Genomic DNA, 18926 nt, shown 5'->3' with positions numbered 1-18926 from the left:
GGGCAGGGTAACAGGTTGCAGCGCCCGAGGCCATGCCCCCGGAATCGCAGCTTGCACGCGTACCGTCGCAGTCGCGTCCGGGCTTTCCGGACGAGACCCATGCAGGTACCGCAGAACCAGAGAGGATGGCGCCCATGACCCAGGTCATCGAAACCATCGACGTCGACGTTCCCGTCTCCGTCGCCTACAACCAGTGGACCCGCTTCGAGGACTTCCCCAAGTTCCTCGACGAGGTCGACTCCATCACACAGGTCACCGACACCCTCACGGAGTGGACGGTCAGCGTCGCCGGACAGACCCGCACCTTCGAGGCGGAGATCACCGAGCAGCACCCCGACGAGCGCGTCGCCTGGAACAGCACCGGCGGCGAGGCGGACCACGCCGGCGTCGTCACCTTCCACCGCCTCGAGGACGCCAAGACGCGTGTCACCGTCCAGCTGGACTGGGAGCCCAAGGGCCTCCTCGAGCACCTCGGCGCAGCCGTCGGTGTGGCGGGCCACGCGGTCAAGAAGGACCTCGGCAACTTCAAGCAGCTCGTCGAATCCGAGGGCCAGACCGGACAGGGATGGCGTGGCGATGTCGAGTGACGGCCCCCGCCCCGGTCCCCCGCACACGCACGACGACGACGTGAAGCACGACGTGCCGAAGCCCGAGGAGGTCGACCCCGAGACGGGAACCGACGCCGAGGGCGACCCCGTCGAGAACCCGTCGGGCTAGCAACACGCCCGTCACACCGCATCACCGCTTCTAGGCTCGGAGCATGAGTGCTCGCGCCGGTCAGGCGAACCCCCGCCCCGCGCTGTCCGCCCCTCTTCGGCGGCGGCGCGGGGCGATCTTCGTCTTCATGCTCACCGTCGGCGTGGGCCTGTCGTCCTTCATCGTCCGGACGCCCGCCGTCCGCGACCTCGTGCACGCGAGCACCGCCGAGATGGGACTCATCCTCTTCGGGATCTCCGTCGGCTCGATGACGGGCATCCTGTCGTCCGCAGCGCTCGTCCGTCGGTTCGGCGCGCGTCGCCCGATCATCATCGGCGGAGCGGCGTTCGTCATCGGACTCGCCCTCCTCGCCCTCACGGCGGGTGCCGGGCAGGGCGTCGGTGTCTTCCTCGGTCTGATCGGCATCGGTCTGGGCTTCGGCCTTGCCGAGATCGCGATCAACATCGAGGGCGCGATGATCGAGCAGTTGTCCGGGCGGTCCATCCTGCCCGTGCTCCACGGCTGCTACAGCCTCGGGTCCGTCATCGGCTCGGTCGCCGGCATCGCGCTCACGGCGATCGCCTTCCCGGTGACGATCCATCTGCTGATCGTCGCGACCGTCGCGCTGGTGGCGCTGCTGTGGGCGATCCCGAAGATCCCCGCGGAGACGGGACGACAGTCGGACACGGGTGCCGGCTCCCCTGGGATCCGTGCGCAGCTCGCGGTCTGGCGGCAGCAGCGCGTGATCTTCCTCGGCCTCATCGTGCTCGCCCTCGCGCTGGCCGAAGGCGCCGCCGGCGACTGGTTGCCGCTCATCATGGTCGACGGGCACGGCACCACGGCGGCGGTCGGATCGATCGTCTTCGCCGGGTTCGCACTCGCCATGACGATCGGTCGCTTCGCCGGCGAACCGCTCCTCGCCCGCTTCGGCAAGGCCAACGTGCTGCGGGTGAGCGCCCTCGTGTCGGCGGTCGGGATCGCGCTCGTCGTGTTCTCAGACAGTGTCCTCGTCGCAGGGCTCGCGGTGCTGCTGTGGGGGCTCGGTGCGGCGCTCGGCTTCCCGGTGACCCTCTCGGCGGCGGGTGAGAGCGACGATCCGACGACGACCGTCGGGGCAGTGGCCTCGGCCGGCTACGTCGCGTTCCTCGTCGGGCCGCCGCTGCTCGGATTCCTCGGGGAGCACTTCGGTCTGCGCGGCGCGATGATCGTCGTGCTCGCCGTCGTCGTGCTGGCGTCGTTCCTGACGTCCGCGGCGAAGCCGCAGGAGCGGTAGGTCACGCCAGCCGGTCCATGAGTCGAACTCCGGTCCCTGAGACGCAGTCATCGGTCCCTGAGCAACACCATCCCGGTCCCTGAGCCTGTCGAAGGGCGCACTTCGACAAGCTCAGTGACCGGGAGCGCTCAGTGACCGGGGACCGCTCAGTGACCGGGGCTGCTCAGCGCGGGTGGCGCTTGGAGCGCCGGATGTACCCGGGCAGCAGCACGCGGCCGGAGACGCCCGTGCGGCGCGCGAGGATCTCGCCGAGCGTGACGCCGGCGGCGAGCGCGAGGCCGGTGAGGCCCGCCTGCAGCAGCTGTTCGACCCCCTCGGAACCCTGCTCGCCGTTCACGAGCGCGAGCATGCCGCGGTAGATCGCGAGCCCGGGCAGCAGCGGCACGATCCCGCAGATGGTGAGGATGATCGCCGGGATCCGCAGCCGAGGGCCGAGCGCCTCCGCAGCGAAGCCGATGATGAGCGCGGCGAGCGCACTCGCTGCTGCGGGCGCGACGCCACTGCCGGAGACGAACACGAAGACGGAGAACGCGATCGCGCCGGTGACCCCGGCGAAGAACGCTGCACGGAGGGCCGCCTGCGAAGCCATCGCCCAGGCGGCGGAGGCCACGGCCGCGCCGACGATCTGCACGGCGACGGGCCACGGGCTCACCGGGAGATCGAAGAGGACGAGCGAGATGCCGAGGCGCCGGGCGAGGTCGAGGACGCCACCGATGCCGACCACGATCCCGATGGTGAGGAGCATCACCTCGACGAGCCGTCCGCTCGCGGTGACGGGGAACCCGTTGATCGCGTCGTCGGCCGCCCCGACGAGCGAAGCGCCGGCGAGGAGGACGACGATGCCCGACGCGACGATGAGGGCGGGCGGCAGGGCCGAGAGGTCGTCCGGGACGTAGGGGCTGAGGATCGAGATGAGGACGGCGACGGTCGTGGCGATGGCCGCCCCGGTGAGTTGGAGGAAGAAGACCGGCAGCTTCCAGACGTTCAGTGCGCGGAACGCGCTGTCGATGAGCGCGGTGGTGGCAGCGGCGAGCAGCATCGAGACCACACCACCCCCGAGGAGGACGGCGACGGCGGCCGCCATGGTCGACAGCAGCACGGTGACGAAGCCGCGGCGGTAGGTCCGGCGTGCGGTGAGGATGCGGTCGAGGTCGCGGTGGGCGGCGCCGAGGCGGGCGTGCAGCTCGTCGCGGAGGTCTGCCTCGTCGTCGCGGGCGACGTCGGTGACCGTCATGATCGGTTCGGATCGGTTGGTGATGCCCTCGGCGACCACGACGACCTTGGCGAGGCGGTCGAAGTCGGCGGAGGGCGAGCGGACCACGCGGAGCACGGTGACGCCCGGCGACAGCTCGGAGCCGTCGTGCGCGATGAGGATGGAGGTGAAGGTGAGGTCGACCTGGCATTCGAGGTCGAACGCGCGGCACACGCGACGGATGGCGTCGGTGACCTCGGCCGCTGCTGCTCCAAGAGCCAGCATCGACTCGCCGATCCGGCCGGCCAGCTCGAGCACCTCGCGCACGGGCCGTTCCGCGTTGAGGCGGACGACCGCCTGCTCGTCGACGCCCTCCGGCGCCGCTCCTCGGACTCCCCCGGCCAGCTGACTCAGCAGCGAACGCATACCCACCCGCTCATCGTACGAGCCACGGGTGACGGCGGGCTCGCCCTGGTGTTCGGCGGTCGTCTGTGCGAGGCGGAGGGCGAGGCCCGGTGGCCCAGCTCGTACTGACCATCTCGAATGTCAGTGGTCGGTGGTGGACTGGTGTCATGACCGAGACCGCCACGATCCAGGGCCCCGAGGCGCACGAGCGCACGGGGCGTCCGGAGCACCCGAGCGATGTGTTTGCCGCTCGGATGGCGTCGTTCACCGACCGCTTCGTCGACCTCGCCCGGCGGCGCGCGGCGCTCGACGCCGAGGAGGCACGGCTCCTCGCAGAGGCGTTCGCGTATGCCGACGCCACCGCGTCAGCGCTCGTCTCCGCGAGCACCACCTCGACCGACGCCCGCGACCTCGCGAGGCGGTCGATGTGCGCGTCGCTCGCGATCGCCACGAGGATGTCTGAGCCGACGCTCCAGGCGCGGGTCGGCGACGCCGAGGCGCTCGTCCACCATGCACCCGCCGTGCTCGAGGCGCTCGCGGAGGGTTCCATCAGCGGCGGTCACGCCCGTGCGATCACCGACCAGCTGCGCGACGTCCCGGTGGAGGGCCGCGCGGTGTTCCTGGAGCAGGTGCTGCCCGTCGCCCTCCGCTCGACGACCGCACGCCTCCGGCAGCGCGCGAGGGTCGTGCGGGAGCGGCTGCACCCCGAATCGTTCACCGCCCGACGCACGCGCTCGATCGCCGACCGCCGTGTCGAGCTCGAGGCTGCGGCCGACGGCATGGCCTGGCTGCACCTGTTCACCACCGCCCCGCTGGCGCACGCGATCAGGAACCGCCTCGACGCCGTCGCGGTCCCGGCGCGGATCGCCGGCGACCCCCGCACGCTCGCGCAGCTGCGCGCCGACGCCCTCGCGTCGCTCGCCGTCGCCGGCACGGTGCACGACGACGTCGGTCCCATCCCAGTCGATCCGGAGACGACCGGGACGTTCACGTGGCTCCCCGGTTCAGCGCCACTCGACGACGCCGCCAGGATCGCCGACGAGGCGGTCGCCGCCGGGGCCGACCCTCTGCTCGCCGAGCCCGTCGGCATCGAGGCCCGCATCCGAGCCACCGTCCAGATGACGGTCCCGGCACTGTCCACCCTCGGCGTCACCGACGAACCCGGTGTGCTCGACGGCTACGGCCCGATCGACCCCGACACCGCCGCCCGACTCGCGGTCACCGCGCCCTCCATGACCCGCATCCTCACCCAACCGGAAACGGGCGCCGTGTTGTCCGTCGGGCGCGAGCAATACCGGGTACCGGCAGACCTGGCGCGTGCCGTCCGCCTGCGAGACACCACGTGTCGGGCTCCGGGCTGCGGACGAGCCGCCCGGAACTGCGACCTCGATCATTCGGTCGCCTGGCAGGACGGCGGCACGACAGCGGTCGACAACCTGGCCTGTCTTTGCCGACATCATCACCGGCTGAAACACCTGCCGGGCTGGAAGCTCGAGCACCGACCCGGCGGCATCCTCACCTGGACAACACCCGACGGCCGACGACACGAGACCAGACCGGAGCTCGCCGAGACCGGGTGAGCCTGGGCGACCCCGGGCGACCCGGACTCAATCCGAGACGACCGGCACCACGAACCGGTGCTCACCGTGCGCGACCGCCTGCTCCTCCGCACCGGGGAGGGCGATCTCCGCGGTGACGCCGACAGGCACGACCACGTCGGCCTCCAACGCCTCGCCGACGACCCGCCAGGACACACTGATGCGACCGTAGGGCGACTCATGCGCGACCGCCGCCGACGTCAGCCGCGGATCCGGTCGCGGCGCGATCCGCACGCGACGGTAGCCCGGCGCGACACTCGTGAGCCCACCGATGGTGCGGTGCATCCAGTCGGCGACGGCCCCCAGGGCGTAGTGGTTGAACGACGTCATCCCACCGGGGTTCACGGTCCCGTCCGGGCGGAGGCTGTCCCAGCGCTCCCAGATCGTCGTGCCGCCCTGCTTCACCGTGTACAACCACGACGGGCACTCGTCCTCGAACAAGAGGTCGTAGGCGGTCGAGAGGTGGCCGCTGTCGGTCAACGCGTCCGTGATGAGCGGTGTCCCCGCGAAGCCGGTCGCGATGCGGTTGCCGGCCTCGGCGACGAGCTCGGCGAGCCGACGACCCGCCCAGTCCCGCTGCTCCGGGGTCGGGAACAGTCCGAACTCCAGTGCCAACGAGTACGCCGTCTGCGCATCGCTCGTCAGCTCGCCCGAGTCGAGCACGTACTCCGCGGCGAAGGCGTCCCGGACCGCTGCCGCGAGCCGCCCGTAGTGCTCGGCGTCGGCCGTCAGTCCGAGTTCGGCCGCCGTCTCCCCCAGTCGCTTCGCCGACCACGCGAAGTACGCGGTCGCCACGAGGTAGCGGTCGGTCGCGGCATCGGCTGGGTCGTTCGGGGGTGCAGCCGGGTCGAGCCAGTCGCCGAGCTGGAAGCCCGTGTTCCACAGGTGTCCGGGCCCCGCGAGACGGTCGACGAGGTCCACCCACCGCTTCGCGCTCTCGTACTGCGTCGCGAGCACCCCGCGGTCGCCGAACCGTTCGAACAGGGTCCACGGCGTCAGGACGGCGACGTCACCCCACACCGCGCCAGGCCGGATCGGCGTCCACTCGCTGCCACCGGGGATGACCGGGACGTACCAGGGGATGGTCCCGTCGTCGAGCTGCTCCGCCTCCACGTCCCGCAGCCACCCGCCCAGGAACCCCGCGCAGTCGTAGAGGAACGACGCTGTCGGGGCGAACACCTGGATGTCCCCGGTCCAGCCCAGCCGCTCGTCCCGCTGCGGGCAATCGGTCGGCAGGCCGACGAAGTTGCCACGCATCCCCCAGACCACGTTCTCGTGCAACCGGTCGAGCAGCGGGTCGGACGATTCGAACCACCCTGTGCGCTCCATGTCGCTGTGGTAGACGAGCGCCTCGACGGCCGACGGATCGAACGTGCCCGGCCAGCCCGTGATCTCGGCGTACCGGAACCCGTGGAACGTGAACCGCGGCTCCCACACCTCGACCTGGTCGGCGTCGGGGTCGGTGTCGGAAGCCGGACCACGCAGCGTGTACCGGTCGGTCGCGAGGGCACCACGCAGCGGACGGGTGTAGATCTCGCCGTCCTGCATGACCTCCGCATGGCGGAGCTGCACGGTCGTCCCGCGCGCTCCGGAGACCCGGATGCGGAGGCGACCCACGAGGTTCTGCCCGAAGTCGAGCACCGTGGCGCCCGACGGCGAGGTGGTCACCTCCACCGGCGAGACGACCTGCGTGTTCCGAACCGGCGGACCCTGCGGCGCCACCAGTGTCCCGGTATCGCGCGATCCGACGGCGACGGGCGAGAAGCCCTCTCCGTCGAACCCCGGAAGCGACCACCCGGCCACCTCCTCACGCGCGTCGTAGTGCTCGCCGAAGTAGAGGTTGCTGCGGAGGATCGGCCCGAACCCGGCCGTCCAGTCGGCGTCGGTGGCGATCGTCGTGCGTGTGCCGTCGGCATGCGTCACCTCGAGCTGCGCGATGAGCGACAGGTCGGCCCCGTACAGGTTGGGGTACCCGCCGTGGAAGCCGATGCGGCCGCGGTACCAACCGTCACCGAGCCAGGCCCCGATCGCGTTGCCACCCGCCCGCAGTGCGTCGAGGACGTCGTACGTGCGGTACGTGAGGCGCTCCCCGTAGACGGTCCAGTCCGGCGCCAGGGCGTCCGCCCCGATACGGCTCCCGTTGATCTCGACCTCGGCGAGCCCGTGGGCGGTCACGTAGAGGCGGGCGGAGACGACGTCGTCCGGCAGCGAGAACTCCCGACGGACGAGCGACGGTCGCCGTTCGGCCTCCGGGTCCTCCTCCCACGCGCCGCCCACCGGTGCTGCCGACCAATCGGACGGCTCCAACAGGCCGGCCTCCACGGTCGCCGACTCGCTCCACGCCGACCACGCACCGTCACGACCCTGGACCCGGATCCGCACCACGGCCGCCTCACGCGACACGAGTGGTTCGAACGGCCAGTCGACGAGCACCTGCTCCGAGGACGCGACCGGCTCCGCCTCCGTGCGGCCGTCGGCGCGCATCGCCTCGACCTGGTACGCGGACGGTTCGAAGCCGGACGGAGCGTCGAGCTTCCAGGAGAGCCGCGGCGACGCGACGCCGATCCCGAGCGGCTCACGGAGGTGCTCGAATCGTGGCGCGGTCACGGTGACCTGCTCGGCTGCGGCAGCGGGAGGACGGCCGGCCTGGTCGGCGGTGATGGCGGTGATGGAGGTGGTCATGGCGAGACGTCGCCTTTCTCCCGGTCGGAGCGGACCGGGTGAGCGGAGTGGTGGGAAGCGCGATCGAAGGCGCTGGGGACGGCGGCGACTGAGGGATCAGCCCTTGACGGAGCCCGCCGTGAGCCCCTTCATCACCCGCTGGTTCAGCACGAGGTAGAGCACGAGGGTGCCGAACACGTTGATGCAGATGGCTGCGAACAGCGGGCCGTACTGCGTGGCCCCGAACTCGCCGGTGAAGTTGAGCAGCCCGACCTGGATCGTGCGGAGGTCGGAGCTGTTCGTGAAGGTCAGTGCGATGAGCAGGTCGTTCCAGATGAAGAAGAACTGCACGAGGGCGATCGTGAAGATCCCGTTCCGGACCATCGGGAACCCGATGACGAAGAACGAGCGGATGATGCTCGCACCGTCGAGGGTCGACGCTTCGAAGACCTCGCGCGGGATCGCCCGGAAGAAGGTCGCCATCATGAACACCGTCAGGGGCAGGCCGATCGCGGTGTAGGTGATGATGAGCGGCCAGAGCGTGCCGGAGAGCCCGGTCTGGAAGTAGACGGTGAACAGCGGCAGCAGGATCATCTGCCCCGGCACCATGATGCCGACGAGGAACGCCAGCAGGACGCCGTTCCGCCCCTTCCACACCATGACCTCGAGGGCGAAGCCGGCGGCGGTCCCGAGGACGATGATGAGCGCGAGCGCCGGGAACACCGCGAGCGCACTGTTCGTGAGGTACTGGCCCATGTTGCCGGTGGTCCACGCTTCGACGTAGTTGCCCCAGGCGATCGAGGACGGCAGAGCGAAGGCGTCGCCGTTGATGAACTCGTCGTTGGTCTTGAACGAGCTGATCACGAGCCAGAACAGCGGATAGATCGTGATGACGAGGATGACCGCGACGAGGACGTTCAGGGGCAGTTTGACCAGCCCGCGGCGGAAGCGGCGGGCGCCGGGCGAGACGCGCGGTCGTCGCTCGGGGGTCTTCGTGGGAACCGCGGTGGCGGGCAGGGTGCTGGAGGTCATCGGCTCAGGCTTTCGTGAGGTCGCGACGCGAGGAACGGAAGATGAACACGGTCACGACGAGGCAGATGATCGTCAGCAGCAGGGCGATGGTGCTGCCGTAGCCGTACTCGCCGTAGGAGAAGGACGTCTGGAACATGTAGAGCGTCAGGGGGCTCGTCGCGTTGCCCGGGCCGCCGTTCGTGAGCGCGATGATCGAGTCGAACACCTTGAGGGTTCCGTTGATGCTGAAGATGATCGCCGACAGCAGGACGGGGAGTGACAGCGGGATGACGATGTGGCGCACGAGGCTCCAGCCGGTCGCTCCGTCGAGGCGGGCGGATTCCAGCGTGTCCTCGGGGATCTCGACGATGCCCGCGTACAGCAGGACGCCGTAGAAGCCGATGGAGCGCCAGATGTCCATGATCGCGATCACGAGGAATGCGTTCGCGCCGCTGCCGAACCAGTCGACGGAGTCGCCGCCGAAGCTGGTGATGACCGTGTTGACGACGCCGGTGGAGGGTGCCACCTCGAACATCTTCTGGAAGAGGAGCGCGACCGCCACGGTCGGCAGGACGACCGGGAAGAACACCAGTGTGCGGATGATGCCGGACGACCGCTTCAGGACGAACACGTACAGGAGCGACATCAGGTACCCGATGAGCACCTGCCCGATCGTGACGACCAGGGCGTACTTGACCGTGAAGAGGACCGCGTCCCAGACCTTCGGATCGCCGGCTGCGCGCACGAAGTTGTCCACGCCCACGAAGGTGAAGCCGGTGATGGCGTTGCCTTCGAAGACCGTGTAGCCGAGCGACCAGATGACCGGGACGAGCATCACCAGGGTGTAGACGAGGAGGGCGGGACCGAGCAGGATCGCGATCGCCCGCTTGTCGCCGAGTACGTGTTTCATGTCATGTCACTTCCGTGTGCAGCCGCGGTCGGAGGCGGGCGACGGCGCGAGACCGCCGCCCGCCGCGGGTCAGTTGTCGAGGTCCGCCTGGACGAGCTGCATGAACTCCTCGGGGCTGATGGCCCCCGTCACGAGCTGTGCGGCGTTCGTCTGGCTGGTGGTCGTCGCCTTCGTGGAGAAGAGCGCCTCGAACCAGAGCACGCTCGACGTGGACTCGGAGATCGTCGTCTGGATCTCCTGGGTGAGCGGTGCGACGCCGGTCACCTCGGTGTTCGTCTTGAAGCCCGAGATGGTGCCCTGATCCTGGAGCGCCGCGCTGCCGTAGTTCTCGGCGATGCAGCCGAGCCAGTCGCCGACCTTGTCGTCGTAGAGCTTCGCGTTCATGGTCGTCGGAAGGCCGACGTTCGCCGGGTACTCGTCGATCGAGCCCGTGCCGCCCTCGACGGCCGGGAACGGCATGAAGCCGACGTTGTCGATGCCGATCTGGTTCGCCGTCTCGTCGTTCATCGACTCGAGGATCCAGCTGCCCATGTAGAACATAGCGGCCTTGCCGGTGAGGAACTGCTGTGCGGCCGTGTCGTAGTCGATCGATCCGACGCCCTGCCCGAAGTAGCCCTTCGCGCCGAGGTCGGCGACGGCAGCGGCCGCCTCGACGTACTCGGGGTCGGTGAGCTTCGCATCGCCGTCGGCGACCTTCTGGAGCGCATCGGCGCCGAGGTCACGGAAGAGGTAGTCGCCGACGAGACGCGTGAGCGGCCAGCCCTGCTCCCCGGAGGCGGAGAACGGGGTGACGCCCGTCTTCGAGATGGTGTCGGCAGCGGTGACGAGCTCGTCCCACGTCTGCGGGATCTCGACGCCGGCGTCGGCGAAGATCTGCTTGTTGTACCAGATCCCCTCGATGTTGTACTGGTAGGGCAGGACGTTGAACTTGCCGCCGTAGAGCGCCTTGATGGTGCTGATCGCCGCGGGCTCGATGTCGTCGAGCGCGTCGAGGTCGGTGAGGGCCTGCTCGAAGTCGACCACGTTGCCGGAGCCGTCGAGCGTCTTGGTGAGATCGGGAGCGTTACCAGCCGCGTACATGACGGGGAGGGAGTTCTGCCCGGCGAGCAACTGGAGCTTCTGGTCGAGGTTCGTCTGCGGGACCGTCTCCACCTTGAGTGGCAGGGCGGTGTTCTCGGCCTTGCACTGGTTCTCGCTGAGGGCCGTGATCTGCCCCGGGATCATCGTGTTCTCGGAGTTGATGAGATAGGTGAACGAGGTCGCCGTCGTCGAGCCACCACCGCCACCGCAACCGGTGAGGACGAGAGCGAGCGCTCCGGCGCTGGCGGCCAGCGGAGCCAGGACGGCTTTCCGGCGCATGGGTCGTGTCATTGCGATTCCTCCTTGAATGCAGGCCCCGAGCGGTGCCGTGTGTTGTTGACGCGCATCAATTGATGCGCGTCAAGTGATGAGACTAGGTAAACTGGCTTCGATCCGCAAGGTGGAATCGGTAACGATTCACCGATCGACGCGGATCACGACGAGGGTGGGCGAAGATGTCGGAAGCGAGAGCACGGCGCGGGCAGCAGGGGGACTCGCGGATGGGCGACGTCGCCGAGCGCGCGGGCGTGTCGCACGGCACCGTGTCGAACTTCTTCAACCGACCCCACCTGCTCAGTGACGCGACGCGCGAGAAGGTCGCCGCCGCGGTCGACGCCCTCGCCTTCGTCCCCAACGACGCAGCCCGCACGCTCGCGAAAGGCACCGGCAACACCGTCGGCGCCGTGCTCGTCGACATCGGGAACTCGTTCTTCGTCGACATCGCGCGCGGGATCGAGTCCGCTGCGGCGGAAGCCGGACTGAAACTGCTGCTCGCCAACAGCGACGTCGACCTCCAACGCCAGAACGACTACCTCGACCTGTTCGACGAGACCCGCGTGCGCGGCATCATCCTCGCTCCACTCGACGGCGAACAGCGGGGCGCGGCCCGTGTGCGCAGCCACGGCCGCCCGGTGGTGTTCGTGAACTGGCCAGGCGACCCCGCGCAGTCCTGCGGCGTCATCGTCGACGAGGAGTTCGGCGGCTACCTCGCGGCGAGCCACCTCATCGGTCTCGGACGGACCAGGCTGCTGTACGCCGGAGGACCGCTCCACCTGCACGCCGTCGCCGACCGGCTCGCGGGCGTGCGACGCGCCGTGTCCGAGCACACCGGCGTCGAGCTCGAGGTCGCCGAGACCCACAGCCTCACCACCAGGGTCGGCCGCATCCTCGGTGAGCAACTGGCCGACCGCGCGGCCACGGATCGGCCCGACGCGATCGTCTGCGCCGCGGACTCACTGGCCGTCGGGTGCATCGAGCACCTCGTCGCCGCCGGGATCAGCGTCCCCGACGACATCGCCGTCACCGGCTACGACGACAACCACTACGCCGCCGAGAGCGCCGTCCCGGTGACGACGATCGCGCAGCCCGGTCGGGAGATGGGCGTGATCGCAGCCGGACTGCTCGCCGAGGAGGTCGACGAGCCGGCGACGCACGAGCACCGCACGGTCGTCCTCAAGCCGGAACTCGTCGTCCGGCGCAGCTCGGTGCGGTGACCGCGGCAAGCTCCGCGGATCCCCACGGTTACCATGGATACCCGTGACTGATCGCCGACTCCCGCTCCTCGCGCAGCTGCGCCGGCGCATGCCGCTCGTCCGACTCGGGACGGATCCCGCCGACTCGGGGACGTCGCTCCGCCGTTCGCTCGGCGTCTGGCAGCTCACGATGATCAGCGTCGGCGCGACGCTCGGCACCGGCATCTTCGTCGTCCTCGGCACCGCCGTCCCGCTCGCCGGGCCCGCCGTGTGGATCGCGTTCGCGGTCGCCGGACTCGCAGCGCTCCTGTCGGCCCTGTCCTACGCCGAGATGGCCGGTTCGGTGCCGGTCTCCGGATCCAGCTACTCCTACGCCTACGCGACGATGGGTGAGGGCGTCGCCTGGGTGTGCGGTTGGTGCCTCGTGCTCGAGTACGGGGTCTCCGTCGCGGCGGTCGCCGTCGGTGCCGGCCAGTACGTGAACGAGGCGCTCGCGGTGTTCGGCCTGGGACTGCCACCGGCACTCGCGAACCCGATCGGCGTGTCCGACGGCCTGGTCAACCTGCCGGCAGCGGCCCTCGTCCTGCTCGCGATGCTGCTGCTCGTCCGCGGTGCGAAGGACAGCGCCTGGGCGAACACGATCATGGTGTTCGTGAAGCTCGCCGTGCTGCTCGTCTTCGTCGTCATCGCGTTCTCGGCATTCTCGCTCGGCAACTTCGAACCGCTCGCGCCCATGGGGGTCGCCGGCATCGCGGCAGCCTCCAGCCGACTGTTCTTCTCCTACATCGGCTTCGACGCGGCATCGACCGCCGGCGATGAGGCGACGAACCCGCGTCGCGACCTGCCGCGCGCGATCATCCTGTCGATGGTGATCGTCACCGCCGTCTACATCCTCGTCGCCATCGCCGCGATCGGTGCCCGGCCGTGGACCGCCTTCGCGGACGACGAGTCCGCGTTCGTCGGCATCCTCACCGAGATCACCGGGCAGCCGATCGTCGCGCTCTTCTTCTCCATCGGCGCGGTCATCGCGATCGCGAGCGTGGTGCTCACCGTCTACTACGGGCAGACGCGCATCCTGTACCGGATGGCGCAGGACGGCATGGTGCCGCGGGTGTTCTCGCGCGTGGGTCGTCGCAGCGGGACGCCCGTCGCCGGGACCGTCATCGTCGGTACGGTCGTTGCGGTGGTCGCCGCCCTCATCCCGCTCGGCGAGCTCGCCGACGCCACGAGCATCGGCACGCTGTTCGCGTTCGCCCTCGTGAACCTCTCCGTCATCCTGCTGCGTCGCCTGCGTCCCGATCTCGACCGCAGCTACTCCGTCCCACTGTTCCCGGTGGTCCCCGCGCTCGGCATCGTCATGTGCCTCGGGCTGATGGTGTCGCTCGGCGGGACGACCTGGATCGTGTTCCTCATCTGGATGCTCGTCGGCGCGGCGCTCTACCTCGGGTACGGGCGTCGGCACTCGACGGTCGGCGCGCTCAGCGACGCGGAGTACGCCGAGGCGATCGCCGCGGAGGACACCTCGCACAGGTAGTGCGCTGCGCCTAGATGACGCCCTGTTACGGGCGAGGCCGATTGCCAGGCGACGTCCGGGACTCGTGATGCAGGATCGTGCGTATGACCCGACAGATCCGATTCAACGCCTTCGACATGAACTGCGTCGCCCACCAGGCGTCGGGCATGTGGCGTCATCCCGACGACCGCTCGAGCACCTACAAGGACCTCTCCTACTGGACGGACCTGGCACAGCTGCTCGAGCGCGGCAACTTCGACGGCATCTTCATCGCCGACGTCCTCGGCACCTACGACGTCTACGGCGACAGCAACGAGGCCGCGATCCGCAACGGCGCGCAGGTGCCGGTGAACGACCCGATCCTGCTCGTGTCGGCGATGGCAGCGGTGACGAAGCACCTCGGTTTCGGCGTCACGGCCGGCACCGCCTATGAGCACCCGTACCCGTTCGCGCGGCGCATGTCGACGCTCGACCACCTGACGAAGGGGCGGGTCGGCTGGAACGTCGTCACCGGCTACCTGCCGAGTGCGGCGCGCAACATGGGGCACGACGACCAGCTCGAGCACGACGAGCGGTACGACGTCGCCGACGAGTACCTCGAGGTCCTGTACAAGCTGTGGGAGGGCTCGTGGGAGGACGACGCGGTCGTGCGCGACCGCGAGACGGGCGTGTTCACCGACCCGACGAAGGTCCACGAGATCGGGCACTTCGGCAAGCACTACACGGTGCCCGGCATCCACCTGTCCGAGCCGTCCACGCAGCGCACGCCGGTGATCTACCAGGCCGGTGCATCGCCGCGCGGCATCCAGTTCGCCGCTGGCAACGCGGAGGCGATCTTCGTCGGGGCGTCGACGAAGGCGGGCCTGAAGGCGACGGTCGGACGCATCCGCGATGCCCTGGAGGCCGCCGGTCGCGACCGGTACTCGGCGAAGATCTACACACTGCTCACGATCATCACCGACGAGACGAGCGAAAAGGCCCAGGCGAAGCACGAGGACTACCTGCAGTACGCGTCGCAGGAGGGTGCACTCGTGTTCATGTCGGGCTGGATGGGCATCGACCTGTCGCAGTACGACCCGGAGGAGCCGATCGGCAACGTCAAGAGCAACGCCATCCAGTCGGCGGTCGCCAACTACCAGGCGGCCAACGAGGAGGGTGGCGAGTTCAAGGTGAAGGACATCGCGCGCATGGGGGCGATCGGTGGGCTCGGTCCGCGGATCGTCGGCAGTGCGTCGGAGATCGCCGACACCCTGCAGGAGTGGGTGGAGGAGACCGACGTCGACGGCTTCAACCTCGCCTACGCCATCACGCCGGGCACCTTCGAGGACATCGTCGAGTTCGTCATCCCCGAGCTGCGACGTCGTGGTGCCTACCCCGAGGAGTACGTCGAGGGCAGCCTGCGCCACAAGCTCCACGGCCGTGGCGACCGTCTCCCCGAGGAGCACACCGGAGCTCGCTACCGCCACGCGAAGGACCCGGCCTAGGACGGACATCCCGGTCCCTGAGCCCCGTACACCCCGGTCCCCGTCCGCCGTCCCGCTCCCCAGCCCCCTCGGTCCCTGAGCCCGTCGAAGGGCACCACGCACCCAACCGACCGCGACCCGGTCACACCGCCCCTCGCTCCCTGAGCCTGTCGCAGGGCACCACACACCCAACCGACCGTGACCCGCTCCCCTAACCATCCCGGTCCCTGAGCCTGTCGAAGGGCACCACACACCCAACCGACCGTGACCCGCTCCCCTAACCATCCCGGTCCCTGAGCCTGTCGAAGGGCACCACGCACCCAACCGACCGTGACCCGCTCCCCTAACCATCCCGGTCCCTGAGCCTGTCGAAGGGCACCACGCACCCAACCGACTGCGACCCGGGCCCCCAGCCACCTCGGTCCCTGAGCTTGTCGAAGGGCAGCACGAGTACACCCCGCCCTTCGACAAGCTCAGGGACCGAGGAGTCCTCCGATCAGCGCGCCCCGAGCCACTCCCGCACAGCCGTCTCGAACGCCTCCGGCGCGACGTTCCACTCCAAGCCGTGCGGCGCAGCGGCGACCTCGACAAGCTCGAACGAGGGTGAACGGTGAGCGATGGCCCGCGTGAGTTCCACGGGGATCGTCGTGTCGCCGGGCGAGTGGATCGCGAGCGTCGGCAGGCCGTCGATCGGCCCGGCGGACAGCGCGCGGACCGGAACCGCGCCGCGCACCCCGGCGGATCGTGCCAGCACCGGCGTCGAGAGCACGGCGAGCGCCGAGTGCACGAGCACCCGCGGCACCCCGGCGACCGCGGCAGCGTGCAGCACCGTCTCGCTGAGGCCGAGCATCGGCGAGATGAGGATCGCGCCCTGCACCACCTCGGGTCGCTCTCGTGCAGCCGCCAGGCTCAGGGCGGCGCCGTAGGACCACCCGCAGACGATGACCCGTCGCGCACCGAGCGTCACGGCGTCGTCGATGGCCGCGATGACGCGGTCGACGTCCGTGGCATCAGCCCCGGAGCGACGTTCGGCGAACGCGGACCCGAGGCAGGTGACGAGCGACGGTAGTCCCGCGCGCTGCACGGCCTGCACGGAGCGGAGAGTCGCGAGCGGCGAGGCCCCGAGTCCGTGGGTGTGCACGACCCAGGTGCCGTCGCGGGCCTCGCTGCCATCGCCGTCGAATCGCCACGCCCCTGACCGCGCCCTCGGCACGCGCGCCTCGTCCACCCCGAGGTCCGCGGGTGTCACGGCCGCGCCGGTGAACCGCGCACGGGTCGCTCCGGCGGGAACCTGACCGTTGACGACCGCTCGCATCACCGAACCGTCCGTCGTCTCGCGACCGATCACGGGCCCGACGATGACTCGCGAGCCGTCGTCGAACTCGAGCCCGTATCGTCCCGGCAGCGCGGTGGCAGCGTTCCGTTCGAGCCGCACGGTCATCGGAGACGAGGTCGGCAACACGTCGCTGTAGTGCACGCGCCCCGCCCCGATGACGCGCCGGGCGACCATGGCGCTCGCGATCCCGAACCCGGCGACGGCAACGGCGGCGAGGCCGGCCACGACGACACCTGCACTGCGCTTCACGTCACACCCCCGATCCCGTCCCGCTCGGGGAACGGTGAACCAGCCTAGCTCCGAGCACCCGGCTCACCGAGCCGACCCGCTCGCTGCGCTATCCCTGGTCCCTGAGCCCAACCCCGGTCCCTGAGCCCAACCCCGGTCCCTGCGCCGAACCCTGATCCCTGAGCCCAACCCCGGTCCCTGAGCCTGTCGAAGGGCACACGAACACACCCCGCCCTTCGACAAGCTCAGGGACCGAACGGGGCCGCACGTAGGGATCGAACGGGGCCGCACACAGGGACCGAACGGAGGCCCGCCGGGTCATGTACGATTACTCAGGACGCTCCGGCGCCACGCGGATGTAGTTCAATGGTAGAACTTCAGCTTCCCAAGCTGATAGCGCGGGTTCGATTCCCGTCATCCGCTCCAAATGCCTGGTCAGCGGCCTGTTCCGCCGTGAGACTTGCGCACCTGCCTCAGCACCTCCTGGCGGGCTCTCACCGTTTACTCACCGGATTCGTTGAGTTGCGTTTGTGATGCGGGTGCGGAGCCTCTCCCGCGATGCTGCCGCGGCGCCGACGCCACTCAAGCTTCGCCGCCCCGTTTGGTCCCGGAGTTCACGCCGAGGCGCTCACCAAGTGGTGAACCCCTTAGGCAGTGGCTTTTCAGCGCGTACTGGCAGCTGCTCCCACCTGCCGTCGTGACGAACACGTCGTTCGATCACGGAGAACCTCGCATGGATGGCGCTTAGTTCTCGCTGGCCGTCCGCTTGGAGGATCAGCTGACCCGTCGAGTCGATGACGTTGAGCGCGGTGAGTCGGATGAGATGCCTCAGGACAAGAGAGATGAGCAGCATCTCCTCGTGATCGGGGAGTTGACCGCGATCAAAATGCTTGATCGAGTTGTACACGTCTGCCGAGGCCCGCGCGAGACCAAGAATGCTCTCCACATGATCGCCCCATGCAACATCGACGGCACGAAGGCAGCGGTAGATGTGGGTCGCTGTCGACGGCTTGCGGTTTCTCCCGTACGTTTCGACTTCCCCTTCCGCTACACCGATCAGATGCCCCGCGGCTTCAACCGACATGGAGAGGGAGACCACGAGATCTTCGACGAACACGTCTTGCCGCCCGAGAACGCCAACCGTCGGCAGGATGAAGCGCTCCCAGGCCTCGTAGCGATCAGACCACTTCGTCAGCCCCTCTGCGCCGATCTGGTCCAGGTATACGAGCGGCATTCTCGCCGCACGCGCATCGGGCTCGCTCGCGGCGTACTCATGTATGGTGCGGCGGCTGATCAACTCAACGAAAGGCAGATGCAGTTCTGACATGCGTCCGTGCCGCTTAGCAAAGCTCTCGTCCTTCACTCGATGCTGTCTGAAGTGAATCGCACCATCAAACATCAGCACGAGCAGGTGCTTGATCTTCTGGTGCTCTACAAGGTGCGTGAGGAACGGGACAGGCGAGTTAAAAGCGCTATCGAGAACAACCCACTCAAAAACGCCAACACTGGGTTCACCTCGAACGTGGCTGGTCGCGGCGCGCCAATCCGTTTGTAGTGTCATTCTCGCGTCCCCTTGAAGCCACTCCAACGACGCCTCGCTCGAGACGTCGATGTGAAAGCCTCGTATGTAGTTGTGTTCGTCGGTGGTTCGCTCCTCTGCAATTGCGGAGAATTCGGTCCATTCTCGCAAGCCATCCATTTGGCTCCTGACCTCAGCAATCATGAGCGGTGCCGACAGATCTGCCTTACGCGTGTCTAGGACTATCTCGGAGGGGCGTAACTTGCCGAGCGATACAGACCGACCGCTGCGCTCTGAATGACCGAACCAGCTCACGTCGAAGAGTGACACGTCTCCCTCTGATGTTCGCAGGATAAGATTCGTCGGCGGCGTCCGCGTTGAGAACCACTCGTGGACTGGGTCGAATTGACCAGTGGGGTCACCGCGAATGTACGGTACTTCGAGGAGCGGACCAGTAGTCTCGTCGATCCGCAACGTGCCCGCGGCGTACGGGGTGCCTGCTACTCCATCGACAATCAGCCCAGTGAGTGATGATCCAGTCGCGAGCTGTTCGATTGTCATTCAGCCAG

General features: G+C 68.8%; 14 protein-coding genes and 1 tRNA gene. 8 read left to right on the top strand and 7 right to left on the bottom strand.

Going from position 1 to position 18926, the window contains the following annotated elements; genetic code table 11:
* The first annotated feature begins 134 nt into the window (after positions 1–134).
* From CCK91_RS03715 to CCK91_RS03710, 3 genes are read left to right on the top strand one after another with little or no spacing between them, the layout of a single operon-like run.
* On the top strand, positions 135–587 hold the full coding sequence (locus CCK91_RS03715) for an SRPBCC family protein (RefSeq protein WP_085512102.1): 453 nt from the start codon (positions 135–137) through the stop codon (positions 585–587).
* Positions 577–717, top strand: a complete 141-nt coding sequence (locus CCK91_RS19585; protein WP_159877259.1) for a hypothetical protein — start codon at positions 577–579, stop codon at positions 715–717. Before CCK91_RS03715 ends, CCK91_RS19585 begins: the two co-directional genes overlap by 11 nt.
* 43 nt (positions 718–760) lie before the next feature.
* Positions 761–1969 (top strand): MFS transporter, encoded by a 1209-nt coding sequence (locus tag CCK91_RS03710; RefSeq protein ID WP_086472905.1) that lies wholly within the window; start codon positions 761–763, stop codon positions 1967–1969.
* Between the two features lie 163 nt (positions 1970–2132).
* Here CCK91_RS03710 and CCK91_RS03705 read toward each other — a convergent pair whose 3' ends face one another.
* Positions 2133–3587, bottom strand: a complete 1455-nt coding sequence (locus CCK91_RS03705) for a threonine/serine ThrE exporter family protein (RefSeq protein ID WP_086472904.1) — start codon at positions 3585–3587, stop codon at positions 2133–2135.
* A 146-nt stretch (positions 3588–3733) separates the two neighbouring features.
* On the opposite strand from CCK91_RS03705, the gene CCK91_RS19905 reads away from it, so the two are divergent.
* A complete protein-coding gene (locus tag CCK91_RS19905; protein WP_242664294.1) occupies positions 3734–5146 on the top strand; it encodes an HNH endonuclease signature motif containing protein in 1413 nt (470 codons plus the stop codon).
* A gap of 27 nt (positions 5147–5173) precedes the next feature.
* On the opposite strand, the gene CCK91_RS03695 is transcribed toward CCK91_RS19905, so the two are convergent.
* The 4 genes from CCK91_RS03695 to CCK91_RS03680 form a co-directional block, all read right to left on the bottom strand.
* Positions 5174–7846, bottom strand: a complete 2673-nt coding sequence (locus tag CCK91_RS03695) for a glycoside hydrolase family 78 protein (RefSeq protein ID WP_086472903.1) — start codon at positions 7844–7846, stop codon at positions 5174–5176.
* A 96-nt stretch (positions 7847–7942) separates the two neighbouring features.
* Positions 7943–8857 (bottom strand): carbohydrate ABC transporter permease, encoded by a 915-nt coding sequence (locus CCK91_RS03690; RefSeq protein WP_086472902.1) that lies wholly within the window; start codon positions 8855–8857, stop codon positions 7943–7945.
* 4 nt (positions 8858–8861) lie between these two features.
* Entirely contained in the window at positions 8862–9746 is an 885-nt protein-coding gene (locus CCK91_RS03685; protein ID WP_086472901.1) for a carbohydrate ABC transporter permease, read from the bottom strand.
* 69 nt (positions 9747–9815) lie between these two features.
* Positions 9816–11117, bottom strand: coding sequence for an ABC transporter substrate-binding protein (locus tag CCK91_RS03680; protein ID WP_086472900.1), 1302 nt, complete (start codon positions 11115–11117; stop codon positions 9816–9818).
* A 164-nt stretch (positions 11118–11281) separates the two neighbouring features.
* Between CCK91_RS03680 and CCK91_RS03675 the strand changes: the two genes are divergently transcribed.
* The 3 genes from CCK91_RS03675 (at position 11282) to CCK91_RS03665 (ending at position 15295) form a co-directional block, all read left to right on the top strand.
* A complete protein-coding gene (locus tag CCK91_RS03675) occupies positions 11282–12319 on the top strand; it encodes a LacI family DNA-binding transcriptional regulator (protein ID WP_242664293.1) in 1038 nt (345 codons plus the stop codon).
* An 88-nt stretch (positions 12320–12407) separates the two neighbouring features.
* The gene (locus CCK91_RS03670; protein ID WP_086473158.1) at positions 12408–13832 is read left to right on the top strand and encodes an APC family permease; all 1425 of its coding nucleotides are present in this window, start codon (positions 12408–12410) and stop codon (positions 13830–13832) included.
* An 83-nt stretch (positions 13833–13915) separates the two neighbouring features.
* Positions 13916–15295: an LLM class flavin-dependent oxidoreductase gene (locus CCK91_RS03665; protein ID WP_086472898.1), complete on the top strand. Its 1380-nt coding sequence runs from the start codon at positions 13916–13918 to the stop codon at positions 15293–15295.
* 475 nt (positions 15296–15770) lie between these two features.
* Here the strand turns inward: CCK91_RS03665 and CCK91_RS03660 are convergent, their stop codons facing one another.
* Complete coding sequence (locus tag CCK91_RS03660) at positions 15771–16859, bottom strand: alpha/beta fold hydrolase (protein WP_086472897.1); 1089 nt, start codon at positions 16857–16859, stop codon at positions 15771–15773.
* A 331-nt stretch (positions 16860–17190) separates the two neighbouring features.
* On the opposite strand from CCK91_RS03660, the gene CCK91_RS03655 reads away from it, so the two are divergent.
* Positions 17191–17264, top strand: a tRNA-Gly gene (locus tag CCK91_RS03655).
* Between the two features lie 202 nt (positions 17265–17466).
* On the opposite strand, the gene CCK91_RS03650 is transcribed toward CCK91_RS03655, so the two are convergent.
* Complete coding sequence (locus CCK91_RS03650) at positions 17467–18918, bottom strand: hypothetical protein (protein WP_133059928.1); 1452 nt, start codon at positions 18916–18918, stop codon at positions 17467–17469.
* Between the last annotated feature and the right edge of the window lie 8 nt (positions 18919–18926).

The sequence above is a fragment of the Plantibacter elymi (nom. nud.) genome (assembly GCF_900177795.1).
Lineage (GTDB): Bacteria > Actinomycetota > Actinomycetes > Actinomycetales > Microbacteriaceae > Plantibacter > Plantibacter elymi.
The sequence above is the reverse complement of the archived record's forward strand: the minus strand, read 5'-3'. Positions and strand labels throughout refer to the sequence as shown.

Excerpts from the sequence above, each read along its gene's own strand:
- CCK91_RS03690 (WP_086472902.1), bottom strand. The coding sequence starts at position 8,857 with ATGACCTCCAGCACCCTGCCCGCCACCGCGGTTCCCACGAAGACCCCC.
- CCK91_RS03670 (WP_086473158.1), top strand. The coding sequence starts at position 12,408 with ATGCCGCTCGTCCGACTCGGGACGGATCCCGCCGACTCGGGGACGTCG.
- CCK91_RS03695 (WP_086472903.1), bottom strand. The coding sequence starts at position 7,846 with ATGACCACCTCCATCACCGCCATCACCGCCGACCAGGCCGGCCGTCCT.
- CCK91_RS03665 (WP_086472898.1), top strand. The coding sequence starts at position 13,916 with ATGACCCGACAGATCCGATTCAACGCCTTCGACATGAACTGCGTCGCC.
- CCK91_RS03710 (WP_086472905.1), top strand. The coding sequence starts at position 761 with ATGAGTGCTCGCGCCGGTCAGGCGAACCCCCGCCCCGCGCTGTCCGCC.
- CCK91_RS03685 (WP_086472901.1), bottom strand. The coding sequence starts at position 9,746 with ATGAAACACGTACTCGGCGACAAGCGGGCGATCGCGATCCTGCTCGGT.
- CCK91_RS03715 (WP_085512102.1), top strand. The coding sequence starts at position 135 with ATGACCCAGGTCATCGAAACCATCGACGTCGACGTTCCCGTCTCCGTC.
- CCK91_RS19905 (WP_242664294.1), top strand. The coding sequence starts at position 3,734 with ATGACCGAGACCGCCACGATCCAGGGCCCCGAGGCGCACGAGCGCACG.
- CCK91_RS19585 (WP_159877259.1), top strand. The coding sequence starts at position 577 with ATGTCGAGTGACGGCCCCCGCCCCGGTCCCCCGCACACGCACGACGAC.
- CCK91_RS03705 (WP_086472904.1), bottom strand. The coding sequence starts at position 3,587 with ATGCGTTCGCTGCTGAGTCAGCTGGCCGGGGGAGTCCGAGGAGCGGCG.
- CCK91_RS03650 (WP_133059928.1), bottom strand. The coding sequence starts at position 18,918 with ATGACAATCGAACAGCTCGCGACTGGATCATCACTCACTGGGCTGATT.
- CCK91_RS03680 (WP_086472900.1), bottom strand. The coding sequence starts at position 11,117 with ATGACACGACCCATGCGCCGGAAAGCCGTCCTGGCTCCGCTGGCCGCC.
- CCK91_RS03675 (WP_242664293.1), top strand. The coding sequence starts at position 11,282 with ATGTCGGAAGCGAGAGCACGGCGCGGGCAGCAGGGGGACTCGCGGATG.